At 46.1% G+C, this 25,152-nt stretch carries 22 protein-coding genes; 12 read left to right on the top strand and 10 right to left on the bottom strand.

Annotation, left to right across the window (positions count from 1 at the left end):
* Positions 1–12: 12 nt before the first annotated feature.
* The 6 genes from kdpA to proB form a co-directional block, all read right to left on the bottom strand.
* Positions 13–1,725: a potassium-transporting ATPase subunit KdpA gene (gene kdpA, locus BM613_RS08025; RefSeq protein WP_109430656.1), complete on the bottom strand. Its 1,713-nt coding sequence runs from the start codon at positions 1,723–1,725 to the stop codon at positions 13–15.
* A gap of 22 nt (positions 1,726–1,747) precedes the next feature.
* Positions 1,748–1,825, bottom strand: coding sequence for a K(+)-transporting ATPase subunit F (gene kdpF, locus BM613_RS15775; protein WP_109430701.1), 78 nt, complete (start codon positions 1,823–1,825; stop codon positions 1,748–1,750).
* A 325-nt stretch (positions 1,826–2,150) separates the two neighbouring features.
* Positions 2,151–2,837, bottom strand: coding sequence for a response regulator (locus tag BM613_RS08035; protein WP_109430657.1), 687 nt, complete (start codon positions 2,835–2,837; stop codon positions 2,151–2,153).
* Entirely contained in the window at positions 2,812–4,398 is a 1,587-nt protein-coding gene (locus BM613_RS08040; protein WP_245926309.1) for a DUF4118 domain-containing protein, read from the bottom strand. The genes BM613_RS08035 and BM613_RS08040 overlap by 26 nt, the downstream gene beginning before the upstream one ends.
* Positions 4,399–4,442: 44 nt before the next feature.
* Positions 4,443–5,768 carry a glutamate-5-semialdehyde dehydrogenase gene (locus BM613_RS08045; protein ID WP_109430658.1) on the bottom strand — a complete coding sequence of 442 codons (1,326 nt, stop codon included), beginning with the start codon at positions 5,766–5,768 and terminating at the stop codon, positions 4,443–4,445.
* Positions 5,746–6,843, bottom strand: a complete 1,098-nt coding sequence (gene proB / locus BM613_RS08050; protein WP_245926310.1) for a glutamate 5-kinase — start codon at positions 6,841–6,843, stop codon at positions 5,746–5,748. Before proB ends, BM613_RS08045 begins: the two co-directional genes overlap by 23 nt.
* Positions 6,844–7,134: 291 nt before the next feature.
* On the opposite strand from proB, the gene BM613_RS08055 reads away from it, so the two are divergent.
* The 12 genes from BM613_RS08055 to BM613_RS08110 all read left to right on the top strand — a co-directional run bounded on the left by BM613_RS08055 (position 7,135) and on the right by BM613_RS08110 (position 20,988).
* The gene (locus BM613_RS08055; protein ID WP_109430659.1) at positions 7,135–8,718 is read left to right on the top strand and encodes a spore germination protein; all 1,584 of its coding nucleotides are present in this window, start codon (positions 7,135–7,137) and stop codon (positions 8,716–8,718) included.
* A gap of 11 nt (positions 8,719–8,729) precedes the next feature.
* Positions 8,730–9,932: a Ger(x)C family spore germination protein gene (locus BM613_RS08060; protein WP_181362972.1), complete on the top strand. Its 1,203-nt coding sequence runs from the start codon at positions 8,730–8,732 to the stop codon at positions 9,930–9,932.
* The gene (locus BM613_RS08065) at positions 9,929–10,153 is read left to right on the top strand and encodes a hypothetical protein (protein WP_109430661.1); all 225 of its coding nucleotides are present in this window, start codon (positions 9,929–9,931) and stop codon (positions 10,151–10,153) included. Before BM613_RS08060 ends, BM613_RS08065 begins: the two co-directional genes overlap by 4 nt.
* Positions 10,154–10,169: 16 nt before the next feature.
* Positions 10,170–11,246 (top strand): GerAB/ArcD/ProY family transporter, encoded by a 1,077-nt coding sequence (locus tag BM613_RS08070; RefSeq protein ID WP_109430662.1) that lies wholly within the window; start codon positions 10,170–10,172, stop codon positions 11,244–11,246.
* Positions 11,247–11,311: 65 nt separating this feature from the next.
* The gene (locus BM613_RS08075; RefSeq protein WP_281267840.1) at positions 11,312–12,367 is read left to right on the top strand and encodes an ABC transporter substrate-binding protein; all 1,056 of its coding nucleotides are present in this window, start codon (positions 11,312–11,314) and stop codon (positions 12,365–12,367) included.
* Positions 12,357–13,154, top strand: a complete 798-nt coding sequence (locus BM613_RS08080) for an ABC transporter ATP-binding protein (RefSeq protein WP_245926311.1) — start codon at positions 12,357–12,359, stop codon at positions 13,152–13,154. Before BM613_RS08075 ends, BM613_RS08080 begins: the two co-directional genes overlap by 11 nt.
* Positions 13,138–13,869 carry an ABC transporter ATP-binding protein gene (locus tag BM613_RS08085; RefSeq protein WP_109430665.1) on the top strand — a complete coding sequence of 244 codons (732 nt, stop codon included), beginning with the start codon at positions 13,138–13,140 and terminating at the stop codon, positions 13,867–13,869. The genes BM613_RS08080 and BM613_RS08085 overlap by 17 nt, the downstream gene beginning before the upstream one ends.
* Positions 13,866–14,735, top strand: a complete 870-nt coding sequence (locus BM613_RS08090; protein ID WP_109430666.1) for a branched-chain amino acid ABC transporter permease — start codon at positions 13,866–13,868, stop codon at positions 14,733–14,735. Before BM613_RS08085 ends, BM613_RS08090 begins: the two co-directional genes overlap by 4 nt.
* Positions 14,735–15,724, top strand: coding sequence for a branched-chain amino acid ABC transporter permease (locus BM613_RS08095; RefSeq protein WP_109430667.1), 990 nt, complete (start codon positions 14,735–14,737; stop codon positions 15,722–15,724). The genes BM613_RS08090 and BM613_RS08095 overlap by 1 nt, the downstream gene beginning before the upstream one ends.
* Entirely contained in the window at positions 15,688–16,947 is a 1,260-nt protein-coding gene (locus BM613_RS08100) for an alpha/beta hydrolase family protein (RefSeq protein WP_245926312.1), read from the top strand. The genes BM613_RS08095 and BM613_RS08100 overlap by 37 nt, the downstream gene beginning before the upstream one ends.
* Positions 16,944–17,732 (top strand): 3-hydroxybutyrate dehydrogenase, encoded by a 789-nt coding sequence (locus BM613_RS08105; RefSeq protein WP_109430669.1) that lies wholly within the window; start codon positions 16,944–16,946, stop codon positions 17,730–17,732. Before BM613_RS08100 ends, BM613_RS08105 begins: the two co-directional genes overlap by 4 nt.
* 43 nt (positions 17,733–17,775) lie before the next feature.
* The gene (locus tag BM613_RS08110; RefSeq protein WP_109430670.1) at positions 17,776–20,988 is read left to right on the top strand and encodes an AfsR/SARP family transcriptional regulator; all 3,213 of its coding nucleotides are present in this window, start codon (positions 17,776–17,778) and stop codon (positions 20,986–20,988) included.
* Between the two features lie 48 nt (positions 20,989–21,036).
* On the opposite strand, the gene BM613_RS08115 is transcribed toward BM613_RS08110, so the two are convergent.
* From BM613_RS08115 to BM613_RS15675, 4 genes are all read right to left on the bottom strand, one after another.
* A complete protein-coding gene (locus BM613_RS08115; protein WP_109430671.1) occupies positions 21,037–21,318 on the bottom strand; it encodes a Dabb family protein in 282 nt (93 codons plus the stop codon).
* Between the two features lie 100 nt (positions 21,319–21,418).
* Entirely contained in the window at positions 21,419–22,087 is a 669-nt protein-coding gene (locus BM613_RS08120) for a type 1 glutamine amidotransferase domain-containing protein (RefSeq protein ID WP_109430672.1), read from the bottom strand.
* 50 nt (positions 22,088–22,137) lie between these two features.
* Positions 22,138–22,857, bottom strand: a complete 720-nt coding sequence (locus BM613_RS08125; protein ID WP_109430673.1) for a 3-ketoacyl-ACP reductase — start codon at positions 22,855–22,857, stop codon at positions 22,138–22,140.
* 1,481 nt (positions 22,858–24,338) lie between these two features.
* Entirely contained in the window at positions 24,339–24,464 is a 126-nt protein-coding gene (locus tag BM613_RS15675; RefSeq protein ID WP_281267841.1) for a hypothetical protein, read from the bottom strand.
* Between the last annotated feature and the right edge of the window lie 688 nt (positions 24,465–25,152).

The following is a 25,152-nucleotide window of genomic DNA, read 5'->3' on the forward strand; positions in this document are numbered from 1 at the left end:
TTCTCCTTTTCCCTAATGACCGACTATATGGCTCATCATTTGCAACTGTTCTCCGATGGGTCCAATCGCCAAAGCCGGAAAAAAAGTAAGGGCCCCAACGATGACAAACACCGCTACAAATACACTGCCAAATGCAAATGTGTCTGTTCGTAACGTTCCGCTCGTTTGTGGGATAATTGCTTTCTTCGCCAAGGAACCGGCAATTGCAAACATCGCAATGATCGATACATAGCGACCAAGCAACATGACAATGCCAAGAGACAGATTGTAAAACACCGTGTTCCCGTTTAATCCTGCAAATGCAGACCCATTGTTTGCGGCAGCACTTGTAAAAGCATAAAGCACTTCTGTAAACCCATGTAATCCTGGATTTAACATCGATGAGGTGCCCGCTTTTGTAACGACGGCGATTGCTGTCGGCACGAGGATCAAAAACGGATGCACAAGCATCGCAACAGTCGCCAATTTCATTTCACGCGCTTCGATTTTTTTCCCAAAGATCTCGGGAGTTCTCCCAACCATCAACCCTGAAAGAAATACAGTAATTAAAAGAAACATCAGGATGTTTAATAAACCTACTCCTTTGCCGCCAAAAATGAGATTAAACATCATAAACAACAAGGGGACAAGTTGACTTAATGGCATCAAACTATCGTGCATCGTATTCACCGCACCCGTCGTAAAGGCAGTCGTCATGGCAACAAAAGCGCTGCTAAGAGCGGGTCCAAACCGCCATTCTTTCCCTTCCATATTCGGGCCGCTCAAGCCAAGGGCTTGATGAACAAGTGGATTCCCACCAACTTCATTGGCATAAACAATAAATGCACCTATGATAAGAAGAGCGGTCAACAGAACATAGAGCACAACTGCTTGGCGACGATTTGCGATAAATTTCCCAAATGTCGCAAGTAAAGCTGTCGGAATCAAACCCATCGCAATCATTTCAAGTACTGAAGTGAGCGCTGTAGGATCTTCAAAAGGATGCGCCGAATTGGCATTAAAAAAGCCACCACCATTTGTCCCTAGCTGCTTGATCGCTTCAAGTGATGCGACAGGACCCCGTGAGATCGTCTGCGTAGACCCTTGTAACGTATGAGCAATTTGCGCACCAAGTAGTGTCTGAGGTACCCCTAAGCCAACGAGTACAACAGCAAACACGACGGCAAGTGGCAACAAAACGCGCGTATGCACCTTAATTAAGTCCACCCAAAAATTTCCCAAAGATTCCGACTTATGTGCGACCAGCCCTCGCAAAAAAGCAATAGCTGCCACAAATCCCGTTGCAGCAGACGTGAATTGTAAATAGGTAATCGCGAGCATCTGTCCGAGATAAGACATAGATTGTTCGCCTGCATAATTTTGCCAATTTGTATTTGTGATAAAACTCGCTGCTGTATTAAACGCCAAATCCCAACTCATCCCTGGAATGTGATCTGGATTAAACGGCAAGATGCCTTGTAAACGAAAAATCAGGTAAGCAAAGATCATCATCATGAAATTGACAAGCATCAGCGCGCGCAGATACGCTTTCCAATCCATTTGCACGGAGGGATTTACCCCCACCAACCGATAGAGAAGTCGCTCAAACGGAGCAAAAACCGCTTCAAATCTGCTGTGTCCACCCGTAAATACACGATATAAATAGCCCCCAAACGGAATTCCCAGTCCTAGAATGATTGCAATAATCGCCAAAATCCCGATCGAACCGGCTACAGTAAACCTCATTCACTCCTAACAAAACCTCATTCTAAAATTGTTCAGGATGGAAAATGACATAGGTCAAATAGCCCATCACGCCCACAGAAAGGACCAGCAATACCCACATTGAAATTCCCCCTAAACCTTATCAAATACCCGAAAAATCACGTAAAATAGGCCAAATATCAAAAAAAACAATAAAAAAGAGAAGATATCCCCCATCTCACAGCCCCCATTTCCTTTTTCTACTATGAGTTAGGTCCTTGAGAATTATGCGCCAAAGACCTATTTTCGTAGACCCACACGTAATGACGATTCCGATTGTACTGCCTCCTCACATAAAAAAGGCGGTCGATAATCAACGCACCCATGTAAAAAGAATATAAAAATAGCCATTTGCTACATCGCAAACGGCCGAATCTGCTTATGCCTATTTCGTCTCTATCCATAAATCATTGAAAGTCTTTGAACCGATAGCCGATCCCAGGTTCCGTAAGAATCAGCGTCGGCCTCGTGGGATCATCCTCCAATTTTTTGCGCAAATGCCCGATATAGACTCGCAGATAATGTGCGGTCGCCTCTGAATTCTGCTCTCCCCACACTTCTTTTACAAGTTGATGATGGGTTAATACTCGACCTGCGTGCAATACGAGCGTCTTTAATAAATCGTACTCGATCGGTGTGAGACGAACCAATTGCCCTTGTTTCTCTACCACTCGACGCGCCAAATCCATCTGCACATCGCCAATCTGCAAGACTGGCTCCGTGAGCGCGTGTGCGGCATGTCGCAAGGCTACCCGAATTCGCGCGACCAGTTCCCCCATCGCAAACGGCTTTGTCATATAATCGTCAGCCCCAGAATCGAGAATGGTCACAGTCTCAGACTCTTTGTCACGAACTGTAAGTACAATGACAGGAAGTTGCGACCACTCACGGATTTGCCGTAATACCTCAGCGCCATCCAAATCGGGCAATCCAAGGTCAAGTACTGCTAAATCTGGCCGCTCCATCGCCACAGAAACAAGTCCATCCGCCCCCGTTCCTGCTTCGATTACAGTGAATCCATGAGCTTGTAAGGTGACTTTTAGTAATTTTCGAATCTGCAGTTCATCGTCAATCACTAAGATTTTTGCGCCCATCCCCGCTCTCCTCCTGGCTTTCGGCAATCGGCAACTGAATGACCATACGGATACCCGTTGGCACTTTACGCCTAGCGAAGATCTGCCCACCATGTGCCTCGACAATTCCTTTGCAGATCGCGAGACCGAGTCCAGTGCCAGGAATTCGTTTTGCTGACTCCGCACGGTAAAACTTATCGAATATTTTCTCCTCTTCACCCTCTGGAATGCCGATTCCTTCATCTTCAACAATTATGACAGCAACCCCATCTTGCTCTCTCACCTGGATGTCAATCTGACTGCCATCGAATGAATACTTTACCGCGTTACTCAAGATATTGACAAGCACTTGTTCGATCAATACGTCATCGACATAAAAAGGAGGCAGCTCTGCAGGCATCTGGATCTGCACCTTTCGTCGCAAAAGCGGATCTTGCAACTGGCGCAAAACTACGCCAAGCATATCAGCTACATCACATAAACGCCGTCGTAATGTCAACATACCACTTTCCAAGCGGACCATGCCTAACAAGTTGGTCACTAATCGATTCATGCGCATCGCACTATCGCGGATTGTAAACAGTAAATCGCGCTGGTCCTCTGGACTAAGTACCTCTGCATGTTCGATCATTCCCGTTACAGAACCGATAATGCCAGCAAGCGGCGTGCGTAACTCATGTGAAATCGAATCGAGCAACGCCGTGCGCAATCGTTCAGATTCTGCAGATAGACGCGCAATCCGCGCCTCCCGCTCTAATTGAATACGTGCAACTGAGACGGTCGCCAATCCGACAAACGCTTCGACCAAGTGCTGTCTCACCCCAATCCCTTCATGAAGATCTGAGGTTGCACCAATGACCAAAACACCTCGGACAACTTCCTCCGTCTTCAGAAGAAAATAGCGTGCAGCTTCGCGAGAAAAATTTTCTGTTCCCAGTCCAGCCGATTTGCCATTTTGAAGTACATAGAGACAAGCATCAACACACAAATCACTCTCAGCTAATGCACAACGTTCGACCCCTACATCATGCAACGGTTCCATGAAATCCTTTTTCACACATCCATAGGCATCTCCCTTAGGAAGCACAATCCACACAGGTGCATGGAATGTATCTGCGACATGCGAGACAATTGCTGTAGCCATGTCATCAAGATCATCGAGAGCCGTCATACGTTTGCTTAACTGGTATAAAGAAGCCGTGTCTGCTTCGCGCTGCTGAGATTCATACACCTGCTGACGCAGACGAAAGGCGAGTGTCGCTGTAAGAATCGCCACGACTAAAAACACAGCAAAAGAAATCAAGTAACGCAAATCACTTACAGAAAAACTGAAAATAGGCGGGACAAAAAAATAGTCAAATGCAACCACACCCACAGCAGCTGCATAGATGGAAGGCCCAACCCCCCATCTCGTCGCGCTAAAAAGGACCGGAAGTAAGAATAACAGTGCAATGTTTGCCAGTTGAAATGAGAGACCCACTTTCAACAAAGCCAATGTCAGCAGTCCGATCGCGACGGTGACCAGTAAATAAGGCCACACTCCTTGGTTTAAACGTTCGCTTTTTTTGCGACGAACCTCCACCTTTGTTCCCTCAAATCTTTCCACTCAATTTCCTATTCCCGAATTTATGTGCGCGTCTGCCCCGTCCCCCGCACTCGATATTTATAACTCGTCAATTCGCGCAATCCCATCGGTCCACGCGCGTGTAATTTTTGCGTGGAAATTCCAATTTCCGCTCCAAAGCCAAATTCAAATCCGTCAGTAAACCGCGTTGAGGCATTATGATAGACTGCCGCTGCATCGACACGACGCAAAAACTCCTCTGCGGTTGCAAGATCCTCTGTCACAATCGCCTCAGAATGACCGGTTCCATATCGTCCGATGTGATCAATGGCCTCATCTAATGAGGATACAACCTTTACTGCAAGAATGAGCCCAAGAAATTCAGTCGCATAATCTTCTTCAACTGCTCGCTGTAAAAGAGCAAGCGTACGTTCTTCATTGTGAGAAAGCGCTGAGTGATTTTGCAGAACAAAAAAAGAAGGTTCATCAAGTCGCAGTTCCACGCCAGACGCAATCATGCGACGAGCTATCAAGGGTAAGAAATCCTGCGCAATCGCTTCATGGATAAGCAACGTTTCCGCCGCGTTACATACAGAAGGTCGCTGTGTCTTTGCATTCAAGGTAATCTCTACAGCCATATCTAACTTCGCGTTTGCATCGACATAGACATGACAATTGCCCACACCCGTCTCAATCACTGGCACAGTTGCATGTTCAACCACATGACGGATTAACCCGGCCCCACCCCTTGGAATCACAAGATCAACCATGCCCCGCGCACGAATCAATGCGTCAACCGAGCGCCGATCCGTATCTGTCACCATCATCACAAGGTCACTCGGCAACCCAACCTCTTCAAGTGCCCTGCGCAATGCCCCCGTAAGTGCAGCGTTCGTTTCATACGCCTCTTTCCCACCGCGCAACACGACAACATTTCCCGTCTTCAGTGTTAATGCCGCTGTATCCACGGTCACATTCGGACGAGCCTCATAAATGACGCCTACCACACCAAAGGGAACCCGCACTTGTTCGATCAGTAACCCATTTGGACGTGTCCACGATGCCATCACTTCCCCGATCGGATCATCGAGGGCAATAACTGCATGCAATCCTTGCACCATCGCCAAAATACGTTGTTCATCCAAAGCAAGTCGATCTAGCCGCGCTTGCGTCTCAAATGCCTCCTGTGCACGGGTCAGATCCTTTTTATTTGCCGTTAAGATTTCATCTGTCGCACGTAAAATGTGCTCTCCCATCACTGCAAGAGCTTGATCCTTTTGCTCACGAGTTAACATATTGGCCGCTTTTGCCGCCTCACGGGCTCGTAAGAGTTCTTTTTCCACTATGCTCACTCCCCAAGTGATCTCACAAAAGCAGTGCGAGGTCATTGCGATGCACAACTTCCGGCAGACCGTGTAATTGACCTTTCAGCGACTTGTTTTTAATGAAATATTCTAAATCACGTGCAGAAAACGACACGATGCCTTTTGCGATGGCTCTCCCTTCAGGGTCGATTAACTCTACAATCGCTCCTTCGTCAAATCGCCCCTCCACCCGCTCAATACCCGGTAGCAATAAACTGCCACCTGTCGTTCGCACAGCACGCGCCGCGCCAGCATCAATGTACAGCCGACCCACGCTGCGCGAACCGTGAACAAGCCAAGACTTTCGCGCATTCCAATGACTCTTCTCCGGAAGAAAGCGTGTGCCAAGCCTTTCCCCTCTTAGCAATCGCATCAGCACATTAGGCTCAGAAGCCGCTGCAATCACCACTTCAATCCCCGAATGGATTGCCATTTCTGCCGCGCGGATTTTTGTGTGCATGCCGCCAGTCCCAACTGACGACCCGACCCCACCTGCAAGCTCACGAATTGAACTGTCGATTTTCTCAACTTCTTCGATCCGTTTGGCATCTGGCACAACTCTTGGATCCTCTGTATAGAGTCCATCAATATCCGTTAGTAAGATCAGATGCTGCGCACATATCAAAATGGCAACTAACGCCGCGAGCGAATCATTATCTCCAAAGCGAATTTCATTCACTGCAACCGTATCATTTTCATTGACAATCGGTAAAACGCCCGCCTCAAGCAACGTCTCCAAGGTATTTCGAATGTTCACAAAGCGACGCCGATTCTCCATGTCTGAACGCGTCAGCAAAATCTGTGCAACCACACGATTTAAGGACATAAACTCACGTTGGTATAAATCGATTAAGAGACTCTGTCCAACCGCAGAAGCCGCCTGTTTCTCAGGTACCGTGCGCGCTGATCGCCATCCTAACCGTCCCCGGCCTGCAGCGATCGCTCCAGATGAGACTAAAATCACCTCATAAGCAGGATCCTTTAAGACTGGCGCTAGTCGTTCAACAATCCCATGCACTTTTTGCGAAGACAACAGACCCGTAGTAGGATCTGTCAAACTGCTCGAACCCACCTTGACCACTATCCGTAAACGTTGCACACTCTCACCTCGTACATGAATAACAGTATACACCGTAACCCTTCTTGTAGGAATTCTCTTGAATATAGTTGGAATTCGATTGATGGCATAACCTCATTTGAATAGGAAGCATGGACTTGAAATCATCACGTTGTTTTCTGCTCGGTTGCTATTTCAAATGCTGATCCCCCATCACCTCAACACCCCCACCAATGAATAGGTAATTATTGGATGGAGAGACTAAGGGTACACAATTGTTGAACAGGGCGTCATCAGAATCAATCCATATTTCGAGCGAGGATCAGATAGCGGATGAAAGCAAAAAAGTTAATTGGACGCAAACTATCCAACATCAAAACATGTCGGTCACAGCGTACTCATCGTAAATTACCCCATCCCACATCAGGTGATGCGACAGAACGCACACTCCCTGCACAAATCGCGAAGGTACAAGAATGGATAGAGCAGGAATGGCATCCTTGTACGGATTTACAATTTCGTACACTCCGCGTCAATCAACATGAACTTCTTTTAGTCTGGATTCAAGGACTAGTTGCAAAAGAATATATTCAAAGCGGCATTCTTCAACCGTTACTTTCTGGTGATCTCACGTTAGAAACGCTACGTGACGTTGCAGACCACCTCCAAACAGTCACAATTGATCCTATCCATACGCTCGATGATTGCAATGTGGCCCTAGAAGATGGAAAAGTCGTGATCAGCCTCGATGGACAATCGCGGGGCCTTGCCGTCGACGTGAGTAAAATTCCCGGAAGATCGCTCGAAAAAGCTGAAAATGAACCCACCCTGCATGGACCGCAAGAAGCTTTTGTCGAAAATGCAGCCACGAATATTTCATTGTTGCGCAAGCGAATTCGCAGTCCACGCCTAAAAATCGAAACGTATATACTTGGCAGTTACTCGAAAACAAGCGTATCTATTCTTTACATTGAAGGAATTACAAAGCCTGCTTTGCTAACCGAAATGAGAGAACGGCTGTTGCGCATCCATACCGATATGGTACACGATCTCAATGATCTTCAAGAGTATATCGCGGATGAAGCTTTCACCTTATTTCCGCTCACTGAAGAGACAGAGCGCCCTGAGCGCGTTGCCGCCAACTTATTGCAAGGACGCGCTGGAATCATCGCCGATGGTTCTCCATTTTGCTTAATGGTACCCGCAACTTTCGTCAATTTCTTGACGTCACCCGATGACTATTACATGCAATATTCCCTCGTGTTGCCATTGCGTGTGTTGCGTCACGTGATGTACTGGATCTCGATCTTACTCCCTGCCATGTATGTGGCGCTCTTGACCTATAATCAAGACCTGCTCCCCACTCCACTACTGATCAGTGTCACAGCGCAACACGCGGGCATCCCCTTTCCGACCGTCGTGGAAGCTTTACTCATGCTCGCAGCTTTTGAGGCTCTGCGTGAAGCAGGTACGCGTTTGCCACGCGCTGTGGGCCAGTCGGTGAGTATTGTTGGCACGCTAATTATTGGTGATGCTGCTGTTCGCGCCGGACTTGTGTCTCCCGGCATCATTATTGCAGTCGCTAGTACCGGGGTCGCATCCTTCACTTTGCCTGCTCTTGGATTAGTAAGTTCCAGTCGCAACATCCAGTTTTTATTTGTCATTGTCGCAGGATTATTAGGTCTTTATGGAATCTTGTTGTTAGGGATGCTATTGGTCGGACATCTCGTCTCTTTGCGTTCCTTTGGTGTGCCTTACATGTCACCCATTGCCCCAATGATCTGGTCGGATATGAAAGATGTCGTGATTCGCAGTCCTTGGTGGGCGATGAAACGCCGTCCCAGACAATTCGAACCACAAAATCCAGTCCGTAGCGATCGGATGCCACCAGGCCCCAAACAGCAAAAACGTATATGAGGAGTCTGTTGATGAAAAGAATCCTGATCGTTGCAGCTCTATTCGTATGTTGTTTATCACTTACGAGTTGTGCAGATCATACAGAGGTCAACGACATGAATGTAGTTGTCGGATTAGGGCTTGACGAGACAAAAGATGGAATGACTAGAGTGACTGCGGAATTTGTCAATCCGCAAAACTCGCCGATCTCAGGGGGTCAAGGTGGAAGCAGCGGCGGATCTAGTAAGAGTAAAGCCTACTTTATTCGAGACACTACAGGTCCATCCTTAGAAGACGCGATTAAACAATTTGATCAAATCCTTCCTCACCGCATGTATATGGCACACAATACTGTAGTGGTTTTCGGCGCAACATACCTAAAACATGGAATTGAGCGAGCTTTTGATTATTTAGAGCGGAACCGCTATTTGCGTCGTAACCAAATGATGATCGCGACGACAGGATCAGCAAATCGCCTCTTAGCCGCGCCGACAGATCCGGAGCCGACCAATGCCTTTGGCCTGCGCGCGTTAGCTGAACAAGCAGCTGCCACATCACCTGTTATGGACAGCGAACAATTGCACATCATTAAGCAGTACCTATCTCCTTCGCACGCCCCAGTCCTCATTTGGATGGATTTAGATCAAAAGGGTAGGCCCATGCAAAAAGGAGTCGCTCTTTTGCATGGAGGGAAGATCGTAGATTATTTGGATTTACCACATGCAGAAGGTCTTTTCTGGCTCAAGGGAGAAACGCACCAAATTCAAGTTTCTGTCCCATGCGCAAATCATCACAAAACTACATTTCGCATTGTGCGCTCCAATACGAAGGTGACTGCTATCCAAAATCCGCATCATAAGCTTACATTCATCGTCTCCTTGCAAGGCACTGCGGAAATAGAGAGCTTTTGCAGCACTGAACTTTTTGACCAAACACTGTATCAACGCATAAGCCAACAGGTGGATACTGCTGTGTTAGATAAGATGCGCCAAACGATGAAGACCCTTCAAACTGATGACGTTGATGCAGTCCAATTTGCGGCACAACTCTACCGCCATCACCCACAACTATGGCGCAAATTGAAAGGTTCATGGAATCAAGACTTTACACATCTGCCAGTGTCTTATCACGTACATATTCAAGTTGAGCGCTCTGGTCTTATTGCACAAACGCCTACGCGGTGGCTCGAAGATCAAGGGAAGCCACCTCGCGTGCAAGGAGGAGGTGCAAAGTGAGTGAAATGTCTATCCTCTTTGCACTTGTTTTATGGTTTGCACAACGCCGGCAACTGCGTGCAGCGCCAATTCGTGAACGCGTAATCTGGTACGCCATGGTCGGTCTCGCTATAAGTTTTGCATTCGTAATCAGTTGGCATCTCGCTCCGAATCTCCAACCACTTGCCTGGATCGATCGATTGTTTGATCCTCTGACACACAAACTCTATCAAATTCTTTGAGAGGAGACGTCACGAGATGCAAATCCAAATTTCGCGTGTGCAACTCATCACCATCCTAGTTTGGGTTGTATTAGGCACAGGTATTGTGACGATTCCTGCAGCAATCGCACAATTCACCATTCATGACGCGTGGATGATCCCCCTCTTTTTCCTTTTTGGCGGCGGCGGCGTCGCCCTTGTAGCACACCTTTTCATGAAAACCTTCCCACATCAATCCCTCGCACAGGCAGCAGAAAACTCCTTGGGACACATCTTTGGCTCTGGTCTCGTAATCTGGATTCTCATTTGGCTTTATCTCGCAGTGACCACGATTGCGCGCGAATTAAGTGCCTTTGCTACCACAGTAATCTTGCCACACACACCTGAATACGTCATCTCTGCATTCAATCTGTTCGTCGTTGCATACTTAGTCTACCTTGGCTTAGAAGTGATTGCGCGCGTAAATGAATTTATTACACCCCTCGTATTGATCAGCGTTCCTATTCTATTTATTTTATCCGTGCGAAATTTCGAATTCGAACAATTTCTCCCCATGTTCGCTGACGGAATGAGTCCGATTGCAAGAGCTGCTGTCGTTCAGCTACTCGATTATTCCCTCGAAATGCTTATCGTTCTGCAGATCATACCCACCTTAGAAAGTCCACAAACAATTGGTAAAGACATTTTGATCGCATCGGCCATCATTACAGGCATTCTCAGTTTAATCGTGACGCTCACGGTCGGAATCGTCGGTCCCTCTACCAGCTATCTGAATTATCCTGTGCTCGAAATTGTTCGCTCCATTCGCATCGGAAAATTCATAGAGCGACTCGATACACTCTACGTGATGGGCGTTGTGAGCACTCTAATTTTAAAAGTAGCGATGTTTCATTACTGCCTATGCGATACTTGGAAGGACCTTTTCCACTTATCCTCCATCCGATTACTCGCTTGGAGCGGCGGACTTGTCGTGTGGACAGGAAGTCTATTCCTTTTTGGAAATATGGCAGATGTATACCATTTCATTATGGACACTGCCCCCATCTATTTCCTTCTGACAATGGTCGGAATTCCCCTTCTCCTCATCGCCACTCAGAAACTTTTTAAAAAATAGAAATGATCGATAGATGCGAACCTTGGTCGTTTTTTGTGACTCTATTGTGACTCTCCGATGATATTTTGAAGACAAGTTTAGTATGCGCTTTCATCATTCAAAATAGCAAAGGAGGAACCGATCAGGTGGATGGAAATCCAATTCAGGTGATCTGGAAAGATGATAACTCCACTCCTAGCCAAGCAGTCACTGACGCCAAAACACTCTTGCAGGACGATCAAGTGAACATTCTTGCTGGCGGTGTAAACAGTGCGAGCGCAATTGCGATGGAACCACTCGCCCTCAAATACCACACCGTCTACATGGTTGGCCCTGCCGTCGCTGACAGCATTACAGGACAGTATTACAACAAGTACATCTTTAAAATTTCGCCCAATTCATATATGGAGGCCAAGGCGGCTGTCTTGTCCATCGGTACTCCCGGCTCAACTGTCGCTCAACTAGCGCCAAGTTATGCATTTGGCTATGACTCTGTAACCGCCTTTCAAAAACTCGCTACACAAGCAGGTCTAAAAGATGTTCTCAATGTTTTTGCGGACCCAACGGCCACTGACTTTACGCCTCAGCTAACAAGAATTCTGCAGGTTCATCCGAAGTACCTATTTGTGACCTGGGCAGGAGCACCTGGCCCCTGGAATTCCATTGCAAATATGAAACTGCAGCAACAAGGAATCACTGTTGTTACCGGAATTCCTAATATTGCGGCGATTCAGGCGTTGTTTGGTCAATTTGCAGGTATGCGCGGGTTTACAACGTATTATTACCAACTACCGCATAACCCGATCAATGAGTACCTCATTCAACATGATGAGTCCGAGTTTCATACTGTGCCAGACTTGTTCGATCCAGACGGCATGGCAGCAGCGATTGCGTTGGTTGACGGGCTTAAAAAAACAGCTGGGAACGCAAACGGCAATGCTCTTTCTACAGCTCTTTCGGGTATGTCATTTAAAGGGCCAAAAGGGACCTACACTTTTCGTGCTTCTGACCATCAAGCTCTGCAAAATCAATACAGCGTGATTCTCAAAAATGAGCCAGGTTACGCGTATCCCGTACCTACTTTACTCAAAGTGATACCTGCTAGTGAAACGATTCCCCCGGTACTAAACGGTGGACAATAAAACGCAAGCAGCAGAAGAGGGCGAAACCGTGACAATACTAGAGGCTATAGAGATTTCGATAGGATACCGCGGACATCAGGTCATTGAAAATGCATCTCTAAAACTGGATCAAGGGCAATTTGTTTCTCTCATTGGTCCAAATGGTGCTGGAAAAACAACACTACTCAATGCACTTGGAGGCCAGTTACGCATACAAACCGGGGATATTCAGTTCGAAGGAAAATCGATTGCAAATTGGTCGGCGGATCGCCGTGCAAGAGCCGGGATCGGTCGTTCCTTTCAAGCGGTACACCTTTTCCCAAATCTAACAACGGAGCAAAATATACAGCTCGCCGTGCAAGCAAAACGCCGACTGCGACTGCACCACCTGCTAGGTAAAGTGGATCAAGAGGTCACGGCCGCAACAAGACAGATTCTCAATGAGATCGGGCTACTCCACGTAGCCCGTGTTGCAGCAAAAGCCCTTTCACATGGAGATAAACGAAAGTTAGAACTTGCCATGCTCCTCTCACTGCAACCGCGCGTCTTGTTGCTTGATGAACCAACCGCGGGCATGAGCATGACAGAGACGCCGATGATGCTAAAGTTAATCGCACAGCTCAAAGCAACAGGGCATTATGCCATTCTTCTAGTGGAACACAAAATCGATATGGTCATGCAACTTTCCGACCGCATCGTAGTACTGCACCAAGGTCATATCTTGGCACAGGGAACTCCGTCTGAAGTGATGAACGATCAAGAAGTCACAAACGCGTATTTAGGGGGTCACTATGAAGGCATTACTTGAGGTCGAAAACCTTCACACCAAGATTGGCCAGTTCTCTATTTTGCAAGGGGTTTCACTGTCTGTGTGCGAGCATACCATCCATGTCCTGTTGGGGCGTAATGGAGCAGGAAAAACGACGACACTTCGCACCATGATGGGATATCTGCGCCCGGTGCCAGGCATCATTCGCTTTGAAGATCAAGAGTTAACTGGTATTGCGACTTTTCGCATTGCAAGATACGGCATCGGTTATATGCCTGAAGACCATAACCTATTTGCAAATCTTACTGTGGAAGAAAATTTACTTCTCTCTTTGCCAAAACAGGACACCCACGTCAGATCACAAATTGCCAAGATGCTAGACTTGTTCCCAGATCTCCGTGTGGCGTGGCGACGTCCTGCAGGTACGCTCAGTGGCGGACAAAGACAGATGCTCGCACTTGCTTCCGTCCTGGTTTCCAAACCGCGACTACTCCTTGTTGATGAACCGAGCAAAGGACTATCTCCTCGCTTCGTTGAGCGTATCGGCGACGCTCTTGAACAACTTCGTTCAGAGACGACCATTGTACTGGTAGAACAAAACTTCTATCTAGCAAAACGTATAGGAGATTACGTGACGGTACTCGATGAAGGTCACACGGTATATTCCGGAGAAATGCAATCATTCGCTGCATCTGATGAACTGCAAAAGCGATATCTCGGATTACAGACGGACAAGAAGGGGGGCGCCAAATGATGAGTACTTTTTTTACACTTGCGTTGGACGGCATATCGAACAGTGCACTCTATTTTCTCATGGCTGCTGGACTTACTTTAATTTTTGGACTCCTACGTGTTATCAATTTTGCTCATGGTGGACTTTTTGTATGGGGCGCCTATGCAGCAACCTTTCTGTATAGCGCGATGCACCAATTTTGGTTATCCCTATGTGCAGGCATTTTAATTGGCGGATTACTCGGATGGCTGCTGGAAAGGGGATTGCTCACCGCGGTCTATGGAGATGGAAATCAGCAACTGCTTCTTACGATGGGAGTCCTGATTTTGCTGTCGGAACTCATAGAAATTCCGTTTGGACGTGATCCTGTATTAGCAACCGTACCCCCTATACTTCATCACTCATGGGTAATTGATCACGTAACCATAGTTGCCTATTCCCTTTTCACAATCGGAATGGGTGCATGTATCTTTGGTATACTTGTTTACCTTCTACAAAAAACACGAGTAGGCCTCATCATTCGAGCAGGGGTCAACAATCAATCTTTAGTCGAAGCGCGAGGAATTCCGATCCGCCGCCTATTTACGATCGTCTTCCTACTTGGTGCAGCACTGGCTGGATTTGCTGGAGCCCTTGCGGGGCCGTACTATGGATCAATCACTCCTTCGATGGGAATGGATATGCAGTTGAATGCCTTTATCACCGTCGTTCTTGGGGGACTGGGGAGTTTAAGTGGATCGCTAATCGGCAGTTTGCTGATCGGTCTTACCACGTCATTTGTCAGCTACTATACTCCCTCTTTTGCCGTACTTGCCAATGTCCTTTTGATGACTCTCGTACTGCTCGTTCGGCCCCAAGGACTCTTTGGCGAAGGGGAGATTGTTTAATGCGTCCAGTTCGCCTCGCTTGGCTTCTACTCAGTACGCTATTTCTCATGGGCTTTCCGTTTGTTTTCGGCAGTGGAGGCGGAACGTCATTACTCGAGCAAATCTTTGTATTTGGCGCATTTGCCATGTCCTACGACTTGTTAATCGGATATACGGGGATTGTCTCTTTCGGCCACGCAATGTTTTTTGGTACCGGTGCATACGCAGTCGCTATTGTACTCTCAAAAACAGGGGGATCAACCGTTGGTTTATTGCTAGGATTCTTGATTGCAATGACTATTTCCATACTACTGAGTTTGGTCGTCGCGTTTTTATCACTGCGTGTGCGTCACACATATTTTGCCATGGTTACATTAGCAGTAGGTCAAGTGTTTTTTGTTCTAGCTGGCTCACAGCCTTTGCGTCCTCTTACAAACGCTAATGATGGGATTAGCGTCCTGACACCCGTGTGGTTAAATAGCAATCTAGCTGTTTACTATTTTATTTTGATATTTCTAGCAATTGTCACCCTGTTCTTACATCGCTTCATTCATTCTCCTTTTGGTGAGGTTTTGCGCGCGCTGCGAGAAAACGAATCTCGCGCCAAAGCGCTCGGATATCGTATATTTCACTATAAAACGCTGGCGTTTTTACTTTCTGGTCTGATCGCAACACTAGCGGGGGGAATGTATGTCGTTGTCGAATCCTTTGTAAGTACATCTGTTTATGATATCGGTTCAGTATCATTGCAAGTCGTTCTCATGACAATCGTGGGCGGTGTCGGAACCTTATACGGTGGGCTTATTGGCGCGGGAATCATTCTTTGGTTGCAAAATGAACTAGCAAATTTAGCTGGCTCCTATCCCGTGTTTAATCACGCGGAAATTGCTTTCGGTGTTCTCTATGTACTGGTAGTTCGCTTTCTGCCTAATGGAATCCTTGGTACCCTCAAAGGACGGAAAGGAAGATGGAGATGGACATCACAAACATTCAAGAAATCACAGACTTAACCACACGTGGTTGCGGTGTGAATGCGGATGCAGATGCACTCGTCTATCGCGCCCCAAAGGTTCTTACACCCATCCCGGGTACCTTGTGGCACGGTAAAATCGGGCGCGCTAATGCTTTAGTACGCCTGCCTACAGCTAGTCATTGGAATGGGAAACTATTGATCGCGGCCACTCCTGCAGTGCGCAATGAGTATTCGATGGATTTATTGTTAAGCGACATCGCTTTACAGCTTGGATATGCATACGCAGCCTGCGATAAGGCCACACCCGGCCTAACACTGCGCGATCCGTCTCGAGGCATGGGCGAATGGGAAAAAGTACATCTTGATTTAGTTCACTTCGCCACCCAATTGACAGAACAGAAATACGGACGTTTGCCTACCTACAGATACATTTCTGGTGTGAGTAATGGCGGATATGTAACCCGATTCATGTTAGAACGCCACCCAAACTTGTTTGATGGAGGTGTTGAATGGGAAGGTGTATTGTGGCGAAAAGAAGGACGCCACCTACTGACTACACTTGCAGATTATGTAGCCAATTACCCCATCTATTGTAATTGGCGAGGCGACTGGACACAACATGAACGGATGGCTGCCTATCAACGACTTTTGAGTGCCGGACTACACCCAGCTTCGGAACCGCATTGGCAACGTTATTTTCTCACTTACTGGGTCATATCCTTGTGGCTCTATGGATTCCAGTTGGACCCACAGTGGGAGCCTTTTCAAAGACCTTGGTCTAACGAGTGGCTGAGTCATCCCGAAAGCATTGCTTCATACCCCTGGCAGGAACGCTTGGATCAGATGGCTCTGCAGATTGCACCGCTCGAGAATTCAGGGAAAATTGGAAAGCCGCCCTTATCTGTTGCAGGAAATGAAGATTGTCTAGTACCATTTTCCTACCATGCCAAAGACTACGCAAAATTAGTTGCGAACGCCGGGGCGGGAGCTAGGCATCGCAGCTACGAAATCTCTTTTGGCAATCACGTCGATGGATTGCTTCGTAAGAATCGGGGACGTCAACAACCTGTTCAGCCGTTCTACGAAGCCGCCTTACTACATCTTGAGAATTGGGTGGAACACGGAATTGAACCCCCAAACGCGGGATGCTATACATCCATCCAAGACTTTGCACCGAATGTCTCTTTGTTTTCAAACGTAGATATAAACGAATCAGATACTCAGGTAGTTACGAAACTAAAGGAGGTCCCATCCGAATGATCCGATATGAATTAAAAGGGAAAACAGCTGTGATCACAGGCGCTGCAAGCGGCATTGGACTAGCCATTGCGGAGCGATTTGCACAAATTGGCACGCGCGTTGTGCTCTCTGATTTACGCGCAGACGCAGCTAGATCTGCGGCGGAGACACTGCGTTCGCAAGGACTCACGGTCGCTGACATCGCCGTCGATGCAAGTGTAGAAACAGATATCGAAAAGTTGATCGATTTTGCTAGCGAGCAATTTGGCACAATTGATATTTTCGTGAATAATGCAGGATTTCAACATATATCACCGATTGAAGAATTTCCTACTAAAACATTTCAAGCGTTGATTGATTTGATGCTCGTCGGCCCATTCCTTTCGATCAAGCATGTATTCCCTATAATGAAGAGACAAGGGTACGGGCGTATTCTTAACATCGCTTCTGTAAATGGCCTTATCGGTTTCGCCGGAAAAGCAGCCTACAACGCGGCAAAACATGGGGTCATCGGACTTACCAAGGTAGCGGCGCTAGAAGGAGCAACGTCTGGCATTACAGTCAACGCACTCTGCCCTGGCTATGTCGACACGCCCCTCGTCCGAAATCAACTCAAGGATCTTGCTGCAACACGAGGCATTCCTGTGGACAAAGTATTAGAAGAAGTCATTTATCCACTCGTGCCGCAGCGCCGTCTGCTAGATCCGCTTGAAATTGCCGATTATGCAGTCTTTTTAGCCTCTGCACAAGGACGATCGATTACAGGACAGGCAGTTGTGATTGATGGGGGATATCTCGCTCAGTAACCACCAAGCAGACATTCAATTCCGCGATGGAGGTGAAATCTAGATGCGCACAGCGCGTTTCGAACGGGATCAGCCGCCGCGTATGCGTCGGACAAATATGCCAAGACCGCGTATGATGAACCTCTTATCAGATATCCCAGATTACCCTGTTACTGTGGTAAAAGCGGGGGCAGGATATGGAAAAACAACTGCCGTAGCGAATTACTTACATCAAAGTGGATTACGCAAACGATGGTTGACGTTGTCCGCAGAAGATCGAGATACGACCTTGTTCGTAAGGCGTATCTTACTGTCTCTTTTGCCTAAACATGTTTCTTCAGAGGAATTGGAAGCCGTTGTTCTCGCAAGTCATTCTCCTATCACTTGGATGGCGACCGCCCTTTCAGCAGCCACCTTAATCTCATACTATCTGCAGGAGGAAACGATTCTTGTACTCGATGATTTCCATGTAATCCAAGACGAAGTTGCACTGCAATCTTGGATGGATGCTTGGATGCAGGAGATCCCCCAACACCTGCACATCGTTTTCATCACACGGACAAAGCCTACGTTGCCGCACCTTCAACAATTAATGTTGCGTGGCGAGGTGCTCATGATTCGGGAGCGTGATTTGGTCTTTGATGAAGATGAAATTGCCGCTTTGTTTCGACTTAATGCGGAACAAAACGCCCCAGAGCTAAACAGCCGGCAAATTCACTATTTATTAGAGTGGACGGGGGGAATGGCGCTTGTTTTATCTATGTTGCTACGTGAATGGCGCAATACCCCTTCATTTCTTCGATTGCAAGAATTACTTTCTCAGGAGACTTCTTTACTGGACCAAATTGGACGGCTATTTGAAATTGGATTATCCACGGAGGAGCAGGAGTTTTTCCGCTCCACAAGCGTATTAACGACGCTCCATCCAGACATTTGCAATGATCTACTCCATCGCACCGACAGTCAACAAATTTTATCGGAAGTAGAACGCCGCGGACATATTTTGCATGTCGCTGAATCCGCAGACTACGAAGTACATCCGTTAGTACGAGAATATCTTTTACGCAAACTGTCTGAATCACAGCGTAAAAGATTACTCGAACGGGCAATTCACTGGTATCAGGAAAAAGGTGATGAGACTCGCTCAATTGGCTATATTTTCGATCTACCAGATAAAAAAGATCAAGCTGTTCGCCTGTTCCCATTGATTACGCGCTATATTGAAAAAGGACAGCTATCAACAGTACAAGCATGGTTGGATCGCTTGTCCCCTGTACCTTATGAGTATTCTGCGCGCTGGATTTGGGCGCAAGCAGAAGTAGATCGACTCAGTAATCGTTTTACCCAAGCCCAAGTAAGATATGAAAAAAGTAAACAGATCGCCAAGACCATGGGGGATCAAACAAGCATCGCCGATGCATTCATTGGTTTAGGCCAATTGTATCTAGATACCATTCAACCCAAACCCGCTGCACACGTGATTCGCGAGGCGCGTAATGTAATTCCTAGACGTTTCACGAAACATCGCATCATACGAATCCAACTTGCTTTTGAAAACGCAATCAACAGTGGCAAACCGCTTCGTGCAAAACGTCTCCTTCATAATTTGATCCAAATGGGGATCGGAGCTCCACCAAACAATAGCGACTTGCGACTTCTCCTTCGAACAGGTCATGTGCGAGAAGCTTTAACACAAGTAAAACGTCGCCTGATTAAGAATGATACGGAAGTACGCACATCCTTAGCTCATCGAGAAACTTCACTTCTATTCTCGCTGCTATGCTCTATGCTGGGAGACCCTGATACTGCTAAATTAGAAGCAGAGCGTGGAAGGTGGATCGCTGACTCGCTAAATGCCCCATTCGTTCGTGCAGTGGGCTTCATTCGACTCGGTCATGCACAACATCTAGCACAACCATTTGAAGAAGAGGCTCTCACATCATATGAAACCGCAATTGGTCTCATGGATGAGATGGATGTTGCACGAGGAAAGTCCGAGGCCCTTCTTGGACTCTGTTTAGCGCATGGCTATCGCGGAAAATTTCCATTAGCCAAACTTTATGCGGAACAGGGAATTGCCTTGGCAGCACAGGCGGGTGATCTTTGGATGGAAAATCTTGTTCGCACTGCGTATGGACAGATCTGCACAATCCATGGGTACCATCATCTGGCGAATAAAGAATTGACTCATGCCATGCAAGCCTTCATAGACTGCGGAGATTTATTTATGCATAACGCTGCTCAATTATGGAATATATTCACACTCCATGCCCTAAATGATCAGAAATGGCATGAAGAATTAGATGATTTACTCCGCTCGGAATTCACACTCTCAAGATTAGAACTATTGTCTAAACCTACACTGTTCGGAATGAAAGATGTGCAACGCATCGTTCCTCTTTTATTGGAGCAGAAACAGTCACAGAGTATAGAACAGGAATTGACAATACGCCTTCTAGAAGTACTTGACGCACATCAAATCGAGCATCATCCAGGCTACACCCTCTACGTGCAAACATTTGGAACATTTGAAGTCTATCGCGGGTTTACAAAAGTGACACGGCGAGAGTGGCAACGTGAAAAAGCGCGTCAACTTTTTCAATTTCTTGTCACGCATCGAGGCAGTTGGTTCCATCGTGAAGAAATTTGCGATCGCCTATGGGGAGATCTTTCTCCAGATACGGCAGAACGCGACTTTAAAGTTGCACTGAATGTCTTATCGGCCGCTCTTGAACCGAAGCGCCCTGAACGAAGTACCACCGTATTTATTGTCCGTCAAGGAAGTCTTTATAGTTTGACCATGCATCCGATGCTTCAAATTGACCGTGACCTTTTTTTAAATAAAATCCGGGAAGCAGATGGAACTCGTGACCCTCATCGACAACGGCGACTTCTCGCCGTTGCCCTGCAATTGTATCGAGGCGCCTATTTAGAGGAGGCGCGCTATGAACCATGGTGTGAAGATGAACGTGAGCGCCTGCGATTGCTTTATTTGCGAGCAGCCACAAAATACTCCCGATTGTGTTTAGACGCTGAAGACTGGGAGGACGCCATTCAAACATGCGAGAACTTACTTCAATGGGAAGCTGCTTGGGAAGATGCGTATATTGACTTAATGGAAGCATATGCTCACCTAGGAAATCGATCGATGGTCATTCAAACTTATCTCTTGTGCCAACGTGCCTTACAACGCGAAGTAGGAATCAGCGTCTCTGAGAGGACAACCACCCTTTTTCGTCAACTCATCCCCGAGAAAGACTACAAAGAGCTTTCGTGAACTGACCCAAGCCTGAAAGTTAGTGGATAAAGCAGCCTCTAAGGCGAATCAGGAAAAGAATTGAATCAAGAGATCACTCACATAAGGGCGAAAATACTGTTTAGAAAACTCCACATGCTTCTCATGCGCCATATACTGTTCATGAGCCTGCATACTGTCAAAATCTACGGTAATCAGATAATGATATTGGAGATCTCCTTCGTTTATCGCCTCACGGAAGGAAACATTTTGGGCTCCAGGCACATGCGCGAGCAACTCCATCGTTTTCTCACGAATGACATTGACTTTGTCAAACTCCTTAACGTTAAACAACAAAATTTTATGAATCAACTGTAAATATCCCCTTTTTCCGTTTCATATTTATCTGTACATCAACAAAGAATAGGCACTGAACATCAAGTGCCTATTCATCTAACTTCTACGCCCTACATTATTTCCCTTGCAATGCCTGAACCAATTCTTTCCCCATCAGTTCAGATGAAAATGGATCGCGACTCGTGATAATTTGTTGATTGCCCCAAACTGCAAATGCCTTTTGCTCTAGCTCAGGGACATATTCGGCAATTTTACGCAGTTCTTGTTCTAAACTATACGGAAGATAAGGAACTACATCACCTGGTTCCCAAACATCTGGATAGCCTGTTACCTTAAGCCCATCTACAATACTCTTTCCATTTGGACGCGTCGTATAAACCAAAACGGAAGGCCCATGACACTCTGCAGCAACAATGCCTCCACGGTCATAGATCGTATTGATCACCTGATGCAAATCCTGATTCTTCGCCAAATCAAACATTGCGCCATGTCCACCTACAATTAAAACTGCATCATACACCTCTGGTGTCACGTCGCTCAATTTTTGGGTGTCATCTGCTCTTCCAGATTCATACAGAGCCTGATAGGTACCTTGTGGATCATACTCAGGAAGGAGACTTCGCTCATCAATCTCCGGTTTGCCACCAAGTGGTGAAGCCAGATCGACAACATGACCCGCACGTTCAAGCGCCTGCAAAGGCGCAAATAATTCTTCCCCCCACCACCCAGTATGGTATTCCCTATCTCTATACCCACTAGACAATACCGCAAGAATCTTTGCCACAAAAATTCCCCCTCATAAAAATACATTCAGCACCCAAAACACTTGCTTCGTTACTGCGGATTCGTAGTCCAGATTCCCGCTTGATTGACAAAGACACGCGGTGGTAACTGTAAAATAGACAAAACGAGTTGTGCTACATCTTCTGGTTGCATCATTCGATCTTCTTCGCCAATTTTAAGTCCAAGATGCGCAGCCATTTCAGTATTAACCGTACTCGGAGTAAGAGCAGTGACCCGAATATTGTATTTGCGTGCTTCTTGCATCAATGATTCTGTAAAACCGATAACACCGAATTTTGAAGCTGAATATGCAGAGGTCGTTGCCGCTGCACGTAGGCCAGAGGTAGAACTCACATTCATGATATCTCCACTGTTACGTGCCATCATGTCCGGCAACACACTGCGAGTCACATAATACGTTCCAAATAAATTCACCCTGACGATCTGTTCCCAATCTTCTGGTTCCATTTCACTTACTGCTCCGAACTTCGCAATCCCCGCATTATTGATAAGGATGTCAATTGGCCCCAATGTTTTTTTAAGACCTGCTACGGCAGATTCAACTTGTTCTCGATTTGACACATCCGCAGTCGCAATGCCTACGCGAATTGAGTTGGACTTTGTCAGCACGTCAGCGACGTACTCCAGATGCTTTGAGGTTCTTGCAAGCAGCCCAACATGCACCCCCTCTGAAGCAAGCCGCATCGCTATTGCTTGGCCAATTCCTCTCCCCGCTCCCGTAACCAGTGCAACTTTTCCATTTAGACTCATTCCAGCACCTCCGTAAGATGTACAAAATATCACCTAAAAAGCTCAAACACACAATTGGAGCAAGTCTTTTATTATAGTCACTTCACTAAATGACTATGCGATAGCAAGCATTCAATCTAAACTGTACCCTCAAAGCACTAAGATTCATTGAATCGATCAGAACACGAGAAGAAGAATACAACTATATACTTACTTTTGTCAAGTATATGCTATAAAATAAGTTGGTATTTGTCTGATTGAATTCACAAAAAATCATTGGATGAACATCCACAGGGTAAATGATTGGGTCAGTTGGGAAATCGTCGATGCGATTCGAAACACAAAGTGACACGAATGAGCATCGTGCTATTTATTGGATAAAAAGTGAAGGAAAGTCGTGGTCATTTGTTGGCAAAATACACGGTCAAACGGGCTTAACATCATTTGCAAGTATAACTGTAGGTATTGTGACCCCGTTATCGATGAACAAGACGCACAATTATTCATAATTAACAGAAAACTGCACATAGATAACTTTTATATTGAATTCCTGCTTCGTTGAGGATGCCTTTGTATGGACAAGGGCTTACGTCCTCTCCCATGGCTGTCACCGTGGAACTCACAGCCCATTTCATGAGATTTTTCGCCACGTTCAGGTCACGGTCATGAGGAGTGCTACATTCCGATCATGTGCATTCGCGTATCAATAGTTGTCATCCCTCTAAGGAACAATCCTCTGTTGTTACCAGGCTGCGATGCCTGAAGGCAAAAGAGATTGTGGTTGTCATCCCTCTAAGGAACAATCCTCTGTTGTTACGGTACTAATACACAAGGAGGACAATTTAAATGATGAATGTTGTCATCCCTCTAAGGAACAATCCTCTGTTGTTACTTTTTGGATTAGTTTTCTACCTACGGTAATTGTGGTTGTCATCCCTCTAAGGAACAATCCTCTGTTGTTACGGTGCGATTCATCAAGCCCGTCCCATCTGCTTTCGTAACCTTCAATTCGCGAACCTTGACGAATTTCCCATAGTATACCACTCAGTTACCACCATGACAACGCAAAACCCCCTGCCATACGCACTTTCCACCTTAGCGCGAACCTCTCTATTCTTGCATGAGTACTTTGGGTTCGCGAGTTTCTTATAATAAACAAAAAGAACACTCATCATTTCCGACATCCTTCAATGAGAATAACACCTTTATAGAAAAGAAATTGAATTTATGAAGCAGTATTGGTTAAGTATAGTCAGAAAACACGTAATTCTGATAAGAATAAATGTAAAAGGAAAGAAGAAAACAAGATTCGAATGTATGACAAAGAATTTAAACATCAATCCGTCAAATTGTTCTATGAAATTGGAGTGGCTGTTGCCAGTGCAAAACTAGGAGGTTCTACTCATAACACAATCGACTTGACAGGGACAAAACAGGCAGTTTTACTCCCCCTAGTTTAGATTCTTACTCCCTTAACCTCAATCAATCGTAAGATTGCTTGTTTAAACTTCGACAACCAATAACTTATCTTCACGGTGTACAATGACACGAATAAACGATTCCAATGCGAGATCATACAGACTCCCCTGAATTCTGCGTTGGTTGTAAATAGAAAGAAGTTTTATCACGACTGCGTACACTGCTTGAGAGTTCTCAAATAGCTGCCTCCTCCACAAAGCACGTTGCTGTATCTGTCTCTTATGCTACCCTTCATAAGAAAATCTGATATGATAGTCAATCATCACCAGTGCAGAATAGATCTAAGATCTATCGATGGTTTGCCAATTGTCTCGGATGCTGAATATTTTTCTACACTGTAACTATAGAATATCTAGCTCTGCACAAAGTTGGTCCACCTTCTTTTTGTTCACAATAAAATGATGGAGCAACTCAATTATAGAGAAAAAGCACCAAAAGCAATTAAGACCCTTATGCACGGGTTTGATGATATCACGACAACTCTTTTCTTCAACGACATGGAGCGCTTGAACGAAGAAATTTTTCGATGAGACCAAGTCATTCGTATCTATCCCAATTGCGAATCAATGAAACGACATATAGGTACACTGCTCATGAAGATGGACGAGAGGTGGCAAACGGGGCATTGCTCTTTCGATATGCAGAAATATCCCATGTAGCGAAAAGAAAATGAAGAATAAGGAAAATTAGACGCATAAGTAAGCTTGATCAGTTAACATCACGCAATTTCTATTAAATATAAATTTAAACTCTATTTAGAATTTCATCATGTCTATCCTTGTTCACTATACCCCATACGAAAAAGAATCGTGCTTCGCTCCCCTCTCAATTCTTGCT

The sequence above is a fragment of the Sulfoacidibacillus thermotolerans genome, from assembly GCF_003144315.1.
In the GTDB taxonomy this organism is placed as follows: Bacteria; Bacillota; Bacilli; order Alicyclobacillales; family SLC66; genus Sulfoacidibacillus; species Sulfoacidibacillus thermotolerans.

Coding starts and splice junctions, on each gene's coding strand:
- kdpA (WP_109430656.1), bottom strand. CDS start 1,725: ATGAGGTTTACTGTAGCCGGTTCGATCGGGATTTTGGCGATTATTGCA.
- kdpF (WP_109430701.1), bottom strand. CDS start 1,825: ATGTGGGTATTGCTGGTCCTTTCTGTGGGCGTGATGGGCTATTTGACC.
- BM613_RS08035 (WP_109430657.1), bottom strand. CDS start 2,837: ATGGGCGCAAAAATCTTAGTGATTGACGATGAACTGCAGATTCGAAAA.
- BM613_RS08045 (WP_109430658.1), bottom strand. CDS start 5,768: ATGACCTCGCACTGCTTTTGTGAGATCACTTGGGGAGTGAGCATAGTG.
- BM613_RS08055 (WP_109430659.1), top strand. CDS start 7,135: ATGAAAGCAAAAAAGTTAATTGGACGCAAACTATCCAACATCAAAACA.
- BM613_RS08060 (WP_181362972.1), top strand. CDS start 8,730: ATGAAAAGAATCCTGATCGTTGCAGCTCTATTCGTATGTTGTTTATCA.
- BM613_RS08070 (WP_109430662.1), top strand. CDS start 10,170: ATGCAAATCCAAATTTCGCGTGTGCAACTCATCACCATCCTAGTTTGG.
- BM613_RS08085 (WP_109430665.1), top strand. CDS start 13,138: ATGAAGGCATTACTTGAGGTCGAAAACCTTCACACCAAGATTGGCCAG.
- BM613_RS08090 (WP_109430666.1), top strand. CDS start 13,866: ATGATGAGTACTTTTTTTACACTTGCGTTGGACGGCATATCGAACAGT.
- BM613_RS08095 (WP_109430667.1), top strand. CDS start 14,735: ATGCGTCCAGTTCGCCTCGCTTGGCTTCTACTCAGTACGCTATTTCTC.
- BM613_RS08100 (WP_245926312.1), top strand. CDS start 15,688: ATGGACATCACAAACATTCAAGAAATCACAGACTTAACCACACGTGGT.
- BM613_RS08105 (WP_109430669.1), top strand. CDS start 16,944: ATGATCCGATATGAATTAAAAGGGAAAACAGCTGTGATCACAGGCGCT.
- BM613_RS08110 (WP_109430670.1), top strand. CDS start 17,776: ATGCGCACAGCGCGTTTCGAACGGGATCAGCCGCCGCGTATGCGTCGG.
- BM613_RS08125 (WP_109430673.1), bottom strand. CDS start 22,857: ATGAGTCTAAATGGAAAAGTTGCACTGGTTACGGGAGCGGGGAGAGGA.